General features: G+C 70.1%; 10 protein-coding genes. 8 read left to right on the top strand and 2 right to left on the bottom strand.

From position 1 onward, the window contains the following. The first annotated feature begins 384 nt into the window (after positions 1-384). The 8 genes from ACFVTC_RS32450 to ACFVTC_RS32415 all read left to right on the top strand — a co-directional run bounded on the left by ACFVTC_RS32450 (position 385) and on the right by ACFVTC_RS32415 (position 10935). Positions 385-4185, top strand: a complete 3801-nt coding sequence (locus ACFVTC_RS32450) for a nitrate- and nitrite sensing domain-containing protein (RefSeq protein ID WP_390132044.1) — start codon at positions 385-387, stop codon at positions 4183-4185. A 9-nt stretch (positions 4186-4194) separates the two neighbouring features. Continuing rightward, on the top strand, positions 4195-4608 hold the full coding sequence (locus tag ACFVTC_RS32445) for a roadblock/LC7 domain-containing protein (protein ID WP_010984127.1): 414 nt from the start codon (positions 4195-4197) through the stop codon (positions 4606-4608). A gap of 111 nt (positions 4609-4719) precedes the next feature. Beyond that, entirely contained in the window at positions 4720-5118 is a 399-nt protein-coding gene (locus tag ACFVTC_RS32440) for a DUF742 domain-containing protein (protein ID WP_153288429.1), read from the top strand. Then, complete coding sequence (locus ACFVTC_RS32435; protein ID WP_028802395.1) at positions 5099-5674, top strand: ATP/GTP-binding protein; 576 nt, start codon at positions 5099-5101, stop codon at positions 5672-5674. The genes ACFVTC_RS32440 and ACFVTC_RS32435 overlap by 20 nt, the downstream gene beginning before the upstream one ends. Positions 5675-6024: 350 nt before the next feature. Further along, positions 6025-9264 (top strand): nitrate- and nitrite sensing domain-containing protein, encoded by a 3240-nt coding sequence (locus tag ACFVTC_RS32430; protein ID WP_390132043.1) that lies wholly within the window; start codon positions 6025-6027, stop codon positions 9262-9264. 10 nt (positions 9265-9274) lie between these two features. Beyond that, complete coding sequence (locus ACFVTC_RS32425; protein WP_005479603.1) at positions 9275-9688, top strand: roadblock/LC7 domain-containing protein; 414 nt, start codon at positions 9275-9277, stop codon at positions 9686-9688. Between the two features lie 94 nt (positions 9689-9782). After that, positions 9783-10373: a DUF742 domain-containing protein gene (locus tag ACFVTC_RS32420; RefSeq protein WP_153288431.1), complete on the top strand. Its 591-nt coding sequence runs from the start codon at positions 9783-9785 to the stop codon at positions 10371-10373. Next, positions 10354-10935: an ATP/GTP-binding protein gene (locus ACFVTC_RS32415; RefSeq protein ID WP_030793786.1), complete on the top strand. Its 582-nt coding sequence runs from the start codon at positions 10354-10356 to the stop codon at positions 10933-10935. The genes ACFVTC_RS32420 and ACFVTC_RS32415 overlap by 20 nt, the downstream gene beginning before the upstream one ends. Positions 10936-11455: 520 nt before the next feature. Here the strand turns inward: ACFVTC_RS32415 and ACFVTC_RS32410 are convergent. Together ACFVTC_RS32410 and ACFVTC_RS32405 are read right to left on the bottom strand one after the other, a co-directional pair. After that, positions 11456-11650: an acyl-CoA carboxylase subunit epsilon gene (locus tag ACFVTC_RS32410; protein WP_148014275.1), complete on the bottom strand. Its 195-nt coding sequence runs from the start codon at positions 11648-11650 to the stop codon at positions 11456-11458. Between the two features lie 57 nt (positions 11651-11707). Further along, on the bottom strand, positions 11708-12022 hold a 315-nt coding region (locus ACFVTC_RS32405; protein WP_390132042.1), incomplete at its 5' end, for a carboxyl transferase domain-containing protein.

Here is a 12022-nt window from a genome sequence, read left to right as displayed (position 1 = left end):
ACATTGCTCCACTGAACCCATTATTCCGCTCCTGATCATGGCGACTGGGACACCCCATGCACCCCGCTGGATCGTAGGGATAAGACCGGAATGTACGAGATCACTTTCTACGTGTCGTGACCTTGCACTCACAAGCTGTCACGGTGGTCACAGCCTGGTACACGGGCCTTGTTGGAGATCCTGCACTGTGCTGGAATTCCACGAACCGCCGCGGGATCGAACCGGCGCGCAGGAGGCGCGACTCAGCGCCGAGTGGCGGCGGGGAGGGGGAGCAGCGCCGGTCACTCACGACCACACCAGGGGGCGCGTCTGCGCCCCTGAACGACGCCGACACCGTCCCGCCGTTTGCGCGGAGGGGCGCCTGGTCCAGAGGTTGCGACGCTAGTGCAGGGACGTTTCAAGAGGGATGGCAGCGCTTCGGCGGAGCCGGAGCCGCACGGCGGGACCGACCGCGGTTCCTCGCCCCAGCACGCCCAGAACCCGGGACAATCAGAGCTCGGCGGTGGTGAGCGCTCCACGCGCCCCGGCGCTACGGCTCCCGACACGCCGCCCGTGAAGCCGAAGGCCCCTCCGGGTCCCGGCCCCCGCGTGGCCCTGCGCAACTGGCGCATCTCCACGCGACTGGTGTCGCTGCTCGCGCTCCCCGTGGTCGCCGCGACCACGCTGGGCGCGCTGCGCATCAACCAGTCCATGGACGACATCCAGCAGCTCGACAACATGAAGCTGCTGACCGACATGACCAAGCAGGCGACCGAGCTCGCCGCGGCGCTCCAGAAGGAGCGCGACGGGTCGGCCGGCCCCCTGGCGCACGGTGTCTCGGTCAAGGACGCCCGGATCACGCTGGTCCGCGACGCTACGGACCGGGCCAAGACGCAGTTCCTCTCCGGCACCCAGGAGATCGACGACGCCAGCGCGAGCGGACAGCTCTCCGGTGTCCGTGACAGCCTCGTCGCCATCGCGGGCGAGCTGAACAAGCTCGGCACCATCCGCAACGCGGCCTACACCGACCCGCAGAACGCCTCGCAGACGGTCGACGGGTATCACCGCCTCATCACCGAGCTGATCAACCTCTCGCAGGACATGGCGGAGGCGACCAGCAACCCGGAGATGATCCAGCGCACCCGCGCCCTGTCGGCCTTCTCCTCGGCCAAGGAGTACGCGTCCATCCAGCGCGCGATCATCGCCGCCGCGCTGCCGACGCGGAACACCACCTTCGGCAAGCTCTCCGAGAACGACCGGCTGTACGCGACCTCGGCCCAGGACAGCGAGGCTTCCGAGCGCACCAGCTTCGCGAGCATCTACGGCGCCGGTGCCGAGACTCTGACCAAGCCGATCGACGAGGCCAACCCGACCATCCAGGTGGCCGACCAGTACGCCAAGCGCGTGCTGGACTCGGCGGGCGGCCTGAGCACCCAGGACAAGCAGTCCTACAGCGACTGGTTCGACTCCGACACCGCCAAGATCGACCAGATGGCGAGGATCGAGATCTCGCTGCTCGGCGAGATGACGCAGAAGTCCCGTGAGCTGAAGAACGCCTCCCAGCAGGAAGCGATCATCTCCGGTGCGCTGATCCTCCTCGTCCTCGGCGTCTCCCTCGTCGGCGCCTTCGTCGTGGCCCGGTCCATGATCCGCTCGCTGCGCCGGCTGCAGGACACCGCGACAAGGGTCGCCCAGGACCGCCTGCCCGAGCTGGTCAAGCAGCTCTCGGAGTCGGACCCGCAGGACGTCGACACCTCCGTCGAGTCCGTCGGTGTGCACTCCCGGGACGAGATCGGCAAGGTGGCCGCGGCCTTCGACCACGTGCACCGCGAGGCCGTCCGCCTCGCCGCCGAGCAGGCCCTCCTGCGAGGCAACGTCAACGCGATGTTCACCAACCTCTCGCGCCGTTCCCAGGGCCTCATCCAGCGTCAGCTCTCGCTCATCTCCGAACTGGAGTCCCGCGAGGCCGACCCGGACCAGCTGTCCTCCCTCTTCAAGCTCGACCACCTCGCGACCCGCATGCGCCGTAACGGTGAGAACCTCCTCGTTCTCGCCGGTGAAGAGCCCGGCCGCCGCTGGACCCGCCCGGTCCCGCTGGTCGACGTGCTCCGCGCCGCGGCCTCCGAGGTGGAGCAGTACGAGCGCATCGAGCTGGCCTCGGTCCCGACGACGCAGGTCGCCGGCCGGGTGGTCAACGACCTCGTGCACCTGCTCGCCGAGCTCCTCGAGAACGCCACCTCGTTCTCGTCCCCGCAGACCAAGGTCAAGGTCACCGGTCACGCGCTGCCCGACGGCCGGGTGCTGATCGAGATCCACGACACCGGTATCGGCCTGTCGCCCGAGGACCTCGCGGCGATCAACGAGCGTCTCGCGGCGCCGCCCACCGTGGACGTCTCCGTCTCCCGGCGCATGGGCCTCTTCGTGGTCGGTCGTCTGTCGCAGCGTCACGGCATCCGTATCCAGCTGCGTCCGTCGGACTCCGGCGGCACCACCGCGCTCGTCATGCTCCCCGTCGATGTCGCCCAGGGCGGCAAGAAGGCTCCGGGCAAGCCGGGCCAGGGCGCTCCCTCCTCCGGCGGCCCGGCCGCCGCGCAGGCCTCGGCCGGTGTGGCCGCGGCCCGCCGCGGAGGCGGCCAGGGCGGTCCGTCCCTCGGAGCGGGCGCGCCCGCCGCCGGCGGCGGTCTCCTCGGCGGTGCGCCGCAGCGCGGCCAGGTCGGCGCCGGACAGGGTCCGCGGGCCGCGCTTCCCGGCAGCGGCCAGGGCGGACACCCCGGTGCTCCGGGTGGCGCGCGCGGACCGCAGGGTCCGGGCAACCCGCAGCAGGGCAGGCCGGCCCCGGCCGGTGCCGGTGCGAGTGTCTTCGGGCAGAACGCGCCGGGTGCCTCGCAGGGCCTGCAGTCCACCGGAGCCGGCACGCCCCAGGGCTTCGGTGACGGACCCGGCAACCGCCAGGGCTTCAACTTCGGTGACAGCGCCCCCGCGGCGACGCCCCCGCAGCAGCCCGCGGGCAACAACAAGGGCGGCGGCCGTCGCCGGCCGCAGCTGCCGGGACGCGGTGGTCCGCGTGCCGAGCTGCCCGGTGGCAGCCCGCAGCAGTCCCGGCCGAGCTGGAGCGACGAGAACGCCCAGCCGCCCGTACCGCGCGCCTCGCTCGACTCGCCGCGCGGTCACGAGGAGCCCGACACCACCTCGCGCATGCCGCGCGTCGACGACCGGCAGGGCCCGGCCTCGACCTCGGAGATGCCGCGCATCGACGACCGTCACGGTCCCGCCGCCACCTCCGAGTTCGCCCGCCCCGACTTCGACGGCCCCCGCCCCGGTATGGGCGCGCCGCAGAACAACGGGCAGAACCACGGCCAGAACACCGGCCAGTTCGTGCGCCCGGACGTCTACGGCACCGCGACCACGAATCCGTCCTCCACGGGCCAGTTCGCGAACCCGGGGTACGGCAACGGCCAGGGCCCTTCGGCCACCGGCCAGTTCGCCAACCCGGGCTACGGCAACCCGCAGGACCCCTCGTCCACCGGCCAGTTCGCGCGGCCCGGTTACGGCAACGGCCAGGACCCTTCGTCCACCGGCCAGTTCGCCAACCCGGGCTACGGCAACGGCCAGGATCCCTCGTCCACCGGACAGTACGAGCGGCCGCAGCAGCGGCCCGCGCGTGCCCAGGAGCCGGAGGCGCTGCCGCCGGCCACCGGCCCCGGTGACGGACGTACGCCGCTGTACGACACGCTGGAGACCAACTGGTTCCACGGTCAGGCGAACGGCTCCCAGAACGGAGCGCCCAACAACGCTCAGAACGGCGCCCAGGGCGGCGTTCAGAACGGTGCCCACTTCAACGGCTCGCAGCCTCCCCAGCAGCAGCCCCAGGCTCCCGTCGCCCCCCAGCGGGCCGCCACTCCTCAGGCCTCCGCCTCCTGGCGGACGTCCCCGAACGACGACCTCGTCCGTCAGGCCGAGCGCGTCCGTCAACCGTCGGCAGGCGGGGTCACCACCTCCGGCCTGCCGCGCCGGGTCCCGCGAGCCAACCTCGTCGCGGGCACGGCACAGCAGCAACAGCACCAAACAGGTCCGCAGGTCTCCCGTGCGCCCGATGACGTACGCGGCCGGCTGACCAATCTCCGTAGGGGCATTCAGCAGGGTCGCCAGGCCGGTACCGGCCAGACCGGCAGCTTCCCCAGCCCCACTCACCAGCAGGAGCGTTAGTTGAGCCCGATGAGCCAGGCCGCACAGAACCTGAACTGGTTGATCACCAACTTCGTGGACAACACCCCTGGGGTGTCCCACACCGTCGTCGTGTCCGCCGACGGGCTCCTTCTGGCGATGTCCGAAGGATTCCCGCGCGACCGCGCCGACCAGCTCGCGGCCGTCGCCTCCGGGCTGACCTCACTGACCGCCGGGGCATCCCGGATCTTCGAGGGCGGCACGGTGGCCCAGACGGTCGTCGAGATGGAGCGCGGTTTCCTCTTCCTCATGTCCGTCTCGGACGGATCGTCCCTGGCGGTCCTCTCCCACCCGGAGTGCGACATCGGCCTTGTCGGCTACGAGATGGCACTGCTCGTCGACCGGGCGGGCGCTGTACTCACTCCGGACCTGCGCGCCGAACTACAGGGAAGTCTGCTCCACTGACGGCTCCTGGTTCTACCGACTGCACGAAATCACCGTCCGGCCGCCACAATCCCCCCACCGGCCCCAACAGACGGCACGACTGACCGACATGCTGTCCCGCCCGGAGGATTCATGACCCCGCCCACCGCCTCTCATGATCCGTACGCTGAGCCGTACGGGGACGAGGGCGACCAGCCGCTGGTACGTCCGTACGCGATGACCGGCGGCCGGACCCGGCCGCGGTACCAACTCGCCATCGAGGCGCTGATCAGCACCACGGCCGACCCCCAGCAGTTGATGGGGCTGCTCCCGGAGCACCAGCGGATCTGCCACCTGTGCCGCGAGGTCAAGTCGGTGGCCGAGGTGTCGGCCCTCCTGTCCATGCCGCTCGGTGTGGCCAGGATCCTCGTCGCGGACCTCGCGGAAGCCGGACTCGTCGCCATCCACCAGCCTGGCGGCGATGAGAACAACGGCGGCGTGCCGGCCGTGACTTTGCTCGAAAGGGTGCTCAGTGGACTTCGCAAGCTCTGACGGAGGTCGGGCGACCACCTCCGCGAAGATCGTGGTGGCGGGCGGCTTCGGCGTGGGCAAGACCACGTTCGTCGGCGCCGTCTCGGAGATCAACCCGCTGCGCACCGAGGCCGTCATGACGTCCGCGTCCGCGGGCATCGACGACCTCACGCACACCGGAGACAAGACGACCACCACCGTCGCCATGGACTTCGGCCGCATCACCCTGGACCAGGACCTGATCCTGTACCTCTTCGGTACACCCGGTCAGGACCGCTTCTGGTTCATGTGGGACGACCTGGTCCGCGGCGCCATCGGGGCCGTGGTCCTGGTGGACACCCGCCGTCTCGCCGACTGCTTCCCCGCGGTCGACTACTTCGAGAACTCCGGGCTGCCCTTCGTCATCGCCCTCAACGGCTTCGACGGACACCAGCCCTACAACCCCGAAGAGGTCCGCGAGGCGCTGCAGATCGGCCCGGACGCTCCGATCATCACGACGGACGCCCGGCACCGCGCGGACGCGAAGAGCGCGCTCATCACCCTGGTCGAGCACGCGCTCATGGCACGTCTGCGCTAGCAACCAAGTCGACAGGTGCATAAGGAAGTTGTCGTAGACGCATTGGAGCCGGCTGTGTCGTTTGACACGGCCGGCCACAGTGTTCATAACGTTTCGACATGAAATTCGATGGGCACCAACACGCATCGCGGTCACCCGGTGCCGCTGCGCTCATAAAAGCCCCGTCTTTTGACGGGGCTCGCTCTTTATGACCGTTTTATCTGGGGGATGCATCACTCGGAACCGTCGGTTCCGAGTGTTTGGAAGGGCGCTGCCTGACGTGCTGGAATGCGCTGAACTGCCCAGTAGTCAAGGGCGCTGGAGACACCGCGGCACAACGTAGGTGCCGACGCCGAGAGGTTGTTGGTCGAGTGAGGCGAAGCAAGAACGGTCCCGAGCCGTCGGCACGGGGCAACTTCACCCCGCCGCCGCGCGGAGCGGCGCCCGCACAGGTGCCTGTTCCGGAGCCCGTGCCGGCGCCCGCGCCGAGCGGCGGTCGTCTGTCCCCCCGCAACTGGCGTGTACCCACCAGGCTGAACGCGATCCTGCTCATACCCGTGGTCGTCGGCCTGGTCATGGGCGGCTTCCAGGTGAAGAGTTCGATCAACACCTGGCAGCAGGCCCAGGACGCGGAGAAGACGGCCCGTCTGGTGCAGGCCGCGCTGGCCTACGGCGACAAGCTCTTCGTGGAGCGTGACGTCACGGCCCAGCCGCTGCTGGAGAACAAGAACGGCAAGGGCGCCAGCGACCCCACGGTCGTCAAGGCCTACAAGGACACTGACCAGGCCGCGGTCGTGTTCGACCGGGCGGCCCAGAACATGCCGAAGACGCCGGGTCTGGAGCGCCGCCTGGCCAACTTCCGCAAGGTGGAGCCCGGTCTCGGCAACCTGCGCAAGGCCGCCTACACGCTCGAGAAGGTCAAGACCGAAGAGGGCTACCTCCAGATCCAGCACCCGCTGATGGAGTTCGCCAACGAGCTCGGTCTGGGCACCGGAAACATCACCAGCTACGGCCGCACGGTCTACGCGATCTCGCTCTCCAAGGCCGCGCTGTCCCTCGAGCGGTCCATCGGCATGCACCTCCTGATCAAGCCGGGCCCGGGTCTGAGTGCTCTCGCCACCCAGCGCACCGCCCTCTCCTCGTACGCCTACCTGGAGCGCATCGCCGTCGAGGAGTACCTCGGCGGTGGCACCGAGGCCGACGCCGCCAAGCTCGACGCGATCACGAAGCAGATCACGGCCGAGCTCAAGAGCCAGGGCACCCAGGCCGCGACGGCCGCCGCGGCCCAGGGCGAGAAGTACGTCCCCCCGCCGGACAACATGGTCGCGCAGGTCGCCGGCCTTAAGTCGCCGCTCCAGTCCGACCTCACCGAGCTCGCGTCGAGCGGCGTCACCCCGCAGAACTGGTGGGCGGTCAACACCGCCAAGTACAACGGCTACCGGCAGATCGAGTCGGACCTCGCCGACAAGGCGGTGGCCGAGGCCGCCGACATCGCCGACAACGCCAAGACCGACGCCTTCATCACCGGCGGCGCCGTCGTGCTCGCCCTGCTCGCCGCGTTCGTCCTGGCCGGCATGGTGGCCCGCCAGATGAGCCGCGCGATGCGCCAGCTGCGCAACGCGGCCTTCAGTGTCGCCGAACAGCGTCTGCCGATGCTGGTCGACCAGCTCTCGCGCACCGACCCCGGCCGCGTCGACACCCGCGTGCAGCCCATCCCGATCACCACCACGGACGAGATCGGCGAGGTCGCCCGCGCCTTCGACCAGGTCCACCGCGAGGCCGTCCGACTGGCCGCCGAGCAGGCCCTCCTGCGGGGCAACATCAACGCGATCTTCACCAACCTGTCGCGCCGCAACCAGTCGCTGATCGAGGGCCAGCTGACCCTGATCACCGACCTGGAGAACAACGAGGCCGACCCGGACCAGCTGGAGAACCTCTTCCGCCTGGACCACCTCGCGACCCGTATGCGCCGCAACGGCGAGAACCTCCTCGTCCTCGCCGGCGAGGAGCCCGGCCGCCGCTGGGACCAGCCGGTGCCCCTCGTGGACGTCCTGCGCGCCGCCTCCTCCGAGGTGGAGCAGTACGAGCGCATCGAGCTCTCCGGCGTCCCTGAGGCCGAGATCCACGGCCGCGCCGTGACCGACCTCGTGCACCTGCTCGCCGAGCTGCTGGAGAACGCCACCACGTTCTCCTCGCCGCAGACCAAGGTCCGCGTCACCGCGACCCGCCTCCCGGACGGCCGCGTCATGGTCGAGATCCACGACAAGGGCATCGGCCTCACCGCCGAGGACTTCGCGGACATCAACCACAAACTGGCCAACCCGCCGACCGTGGACGCCGCGATCTCCCAGCGCATGGGCCTGTTCGTGGTCGGCCGGCTGTCCGACCGGCACGGCATCCGCGTCCAGCTGCGTCCCTCGGGCGAGCAGGCGGGAACGACCTCGCTGGTCATGCTCCCCGACGCGATCACCCACGGTGGTGGAGGCGAACAGCAAGTGCAGCGCGACGAGTTCACCGTCTCGCAGATCATCCCGGAGCAGCAGAACTTCCAGGCGGAGTCCTTCCAGGCCGAGTCGGCACGCACCGCCGCGGAGCTCGGCTTCGACGACAGCCGCTACACCGAAGTCCCGGATGACATCCGCGAGTTGGACCCGGTCGGCCGCTCCCTGATCCGCGAGGAGCGCCGCGCGGCCCTGGAGGCCCAGACGACGGGCCAGCCGGACGCTCTCGAGGCCGGGCAGTACCCGGAGGGCTTCAACGCGCCCCAGCCCGGCTACGACGGCGCTCAGCCGTCCTTCGATGACGCACAGCCCCCGTACGGCAACGGACAGGGCTCGTACGAGGAGCAGCCGGCGACGTACGACCAGCAGTCGGCGTACGAGGCACCGCAGCAGTCGGCGTACGACGAGACGTACTTCCCGACGAACGGCGGCTACCCGGAACCCGGGTACCCGGAGCAGTCCAGGGAAGAGCCCGTGGAGGCCCGCGGCACCGCCCCGGAGACCTTCTCCGCGTTCGAGGAGCCGTCCTACCAGGACGACTGGCCGCAACAGGACGCGTACCAGAACGACGTCCGCTCCGGGTACGCTCCGAATGGGGAATCCGCGCAGGTCGCTGACGCGGGTGAGCAGGACCGCGTAGGCTTCGGCCGTCCGGGACCTGCGCCCTCCTCCGCTCACCAGATGACCGACGCCGGTCTGCCGCGCCGCGGTTCCGCCGCGAGCGGGGCGAACGGCCGGCGCCCTGTCGACCCGGGTGCCCAGGGGATCCAGACTCCGCCCGTGGCCACCGCGAGCAACGGCGAGGGCAACGGCACCGACGACTGGCGTTCGAACAACGACGACCGCTGGCAGCGTGCCGAGCAGCTCAAGAAGCCCAAGGCGGGCGGGGTCACCTCGTCCGGGCTGCCGCGTCGGGTCCCCAAGGCCAACCTGGTCGAGGGAACCGCGGAATCGACCCCGCAGGGCGGCCCCCAGGTCTCCCGCGCACCCGAGGACATCCGGGGCAGGCTCAGCAACCTGCGCCGCGGCGTGCAGCAGGGGCGCAATGCCAGTAGTGACACGAACGGTCAGGGCTTCGGTTCTGACAGCACCTACAACCAGGAGCGTTAGTGTGAGCCCGATGAGCCAGGCGGCGCAGAACCTGAACTGGTTGATCACCAACTTCGTGGACAACACCCCCGGGGTGTCCCACACCGTGGTGGTCTCCGCCGACGGACTCCTTCTGGCGATGTCCGAAGGCTTTCCCCGTGACCGCGCCGACCAGCTCGCGGCTGTCGCGTCCGGTCTGACCTCGCTGACCGCGGGCGCGTCCCGCATCTTCGAGGGCGGCAGCGTGAACCAGACGGTTGTGGAGATGGAGCGAGGATTCCTCTTCATCATGTCCGTTTCCGATGGTTCATCGCTCGCGGTCCTTGCACATCCCGAAGCGGACATCGGTCTCATCGGGTACGAGATGGCCCTTCTGGTGGACCGTGCGGGTACGGTCCTGACACCGGATCTACGAGCGGAGCTCCAAGGGAGCCTTCTCAACTAACAGTCAGACCGTGCGTTTTGGCGTCCCGGGGCCGTAAGGTTTCGGGACGCGGTCCCACACTGATGGGTGCCAGGCACAGTCGGAGGAGGAGAAAGTGGCAACACCCCCAGGCGGTTCGTCTTCGGGCAACTGGTCGTACGGCCCCGGCCAGGGGCAGGGCCAGGGTGACGGTTCTCAGAACCCGAACCGTTACAACTTCCCCTCCGCGCCAAGCCACCGACGCCAGCAGCCGTACACGCCGCAGGGCCCCGGCCCCTCGCCGTACGACCAGCCCCCGGCGCCGCGCATCCAGCCGGTGCAGCCGCAGCGACGCACGCCGGAGGCGGCGCCCGCGGGTTCGTCGAACAACCCTCTGGTGCGTCCGTACGCCATGACGGGCGGCCGCACCAGGCCCCGTTACCAGCTCGCCATCGAGGCGCTGGTGCACACCACCGCACAACCGCACCAGATGCAGGGCCAGTTGCCCGAGCATCAGCGGATCTGCAATCTCTGCCGGGAGATCAAGTCGGTGGCCGAGATCTCGGCCCTGCTGACCATCCCTCTCGGCGTGGCCAGGATTCTCGTCGCCGACTTGGCGGAGGCGGGCCTGGTCGCCATTCATCAGCCGGGCGGCGACGAGAGCGCCGGCGGCCAGCCAGCCGTGACATTGCTCGAAAGGGTGCTCAGTGGACTTCGCAAGCTCTAGCGGAGGGCCTTCCCGCTCCACCACGTCCGCGAAGATCGTGGTGGCGGGCGGCTTCGGCGTGGGCAAGACCACGTTCGTCGGCGCCGTCTCGGAGATCAACCCGCTGCGCACCGAGGCCGTCATGACGTCCGCATCCGCGGGCATCGACGACCTCACGCACACCGGAGACAAGACGACCACCACCGTCGCCATGGACTTCGGCCGCATCACCCTGGACCAGGACCTGATCCTGTACCTCTTCGGCACCCCTGGCCAGGACCGCTTCTGGTTCATGTGGGACGACCTGGTCCGCGGCGCCATCGGCGCGATCGTCCTGGTCGACACCCGCCGTCTCGCCGACTGCTTCCCCGCGGTCGACTACTTCGAGAACAGCGGTCTCCCCTTCGTCATCGCCCTCAACGGCTTCGACGGGAACCAGCCGTACAACCCGGACGAGGTCCGCGAGGCGCTGCAGATCGGCCCGGACGCTCCGATCATCACAACGGACGCCCGGCACCGCGCGGACGCGAAGAGCGCGCTCATCACCCTGGTCGAGCACGCGCTCATGGCCCGCCTGCGCTAGCCGCTCCGCGCGACGCACGCCAACTGAGGGCGGCTTCTCCCCGCGGGGAGAAGCCGCCCTCAGCCGCTCTCCGCGCCCCTCCGTCCCCCGGACCCCCGTTCGGCCTCAAGGGCCTCGTCCTGAGACGCCGGACGGGCTGAGGGTGCGGGCCCGCGCTGCAAGCCTGACGCCCGGACCACAGCCCTCCGCCCCAGGCGCGCACCTCCAGCCCGCCCCGACCCCTCCGGCACGGGCCGCACCATCAGCCCGCACCCAGCCCTCCGGCGCAGGTCCGCGCCCTCAGCCCGTCCGGCGTGTGAGGACGAGCCCTTCGGGCGACAGCGGGGGTACGGGGGCGGAGCCCCCAGGGGATGGGACGGGTAGGGGCGGCGGGGGCGAGAAACCTCGTCGTGCGTCGCGACACGCCCCGAATCCCCCGGGCCCGGGGCACCACGGGCCGGGGCACCACGGGCCCGGACACGACGAAGGGGCCCGCTCCGTATCCGGAGCGGGCCCCTTCGTCACGTACAGGCGCCGCGGGCTAACCGTGCCAGCTGTGCGGGGCACGGAAGCCGGGCTCACGCTCCAGACGGCGCCAGCCGGCCTTCGCACGGCCTCGGTGGGTGGGGGTGGTGTCCGGCTGGGCGGCGGCACGGGCCAGGAGGATGGCCGTGATGGCGGCGACCTCCTCGGGCTCGGCGTGGCCCTTCTCGACGCGGATCTCGGGGTCGTTCATAGGTGTCAGTCTCCGTGAGAGAGGTTTCCGCGGCGCTGCCGCGGAGGAGCCGCAGGGTTACTGCGGGGGGTTGCCGTGCTTGCGGGAGGGCAGGTCCGCGTGCTTCGTGTGCAGCATCGCCAGCGAGCGGATGAGGACCTCGCGGGTCTCGGCGGGGTCGATGACGTCGTCGACCAGGCCGCGCTCGGCCGCGTAGTACGGGTGCATGAGCTCGGCCTTGTACTCCTTGACCATGCGCACACGCATGCCCTCAGGATCGGCGGCGTCGGCGATCTGACGGCGGAAGATGACGTTGGCGGCGCCCTCGGCGCCCATCACGGCGATCTCGTTGGTGGGCCACGCGTACGTGAGGTCGGCACCGATGGACTGGGA

It is taken from the genome of Streptomyces sp. NPDC057950 (assembly GCF_042887295.1).
Classification (GTDB): domain Bacteria; phylum Actinomycetota; class Actinomycetes; order Streptomycetales; family Streptomycetaceae; genus Streptomyces; species Streptomyces kaempferi.
The sequence above is the reverse complement of the archived record's forward strand: the minus strand, read 5'-3'. Positions and strand labels throughout refer to the sequence as shown.

Excerpts from the sequence above, each read along its gene's own strand:
- ACFVTC_RS32445 (WP_010984127.1), top strand. The coding sequence starts at position 4,195 with ATGAGCCAGGCCGCACAGAACCTGAACTGGTTGATCACCAACTTCGTG.
- ACFVTC_RS32440 (WP_153288429.1), top strand. The coding sequence starts at position 4,720 with ATGACCCCGCCCACCGCCTCTCATGATCCGTACGCTGAGCCGTACGGG.
- ACFVTC_RS32425 (WP_005479603.1), top strand. The coding sequence starts at position 9,275 with ATGAGCCAGGCGGCGCAGAACCTGAACTGGTTGATCACCAACTTCGTG.
- ACFVTC_RS32410 (WP_148014275.1), bottom strand. The coding sequence starts at position 11,650 with ATGAACGACCCCGAGATCCGCGTCGAGAAGGGCCACGCCGAGCCCGAG.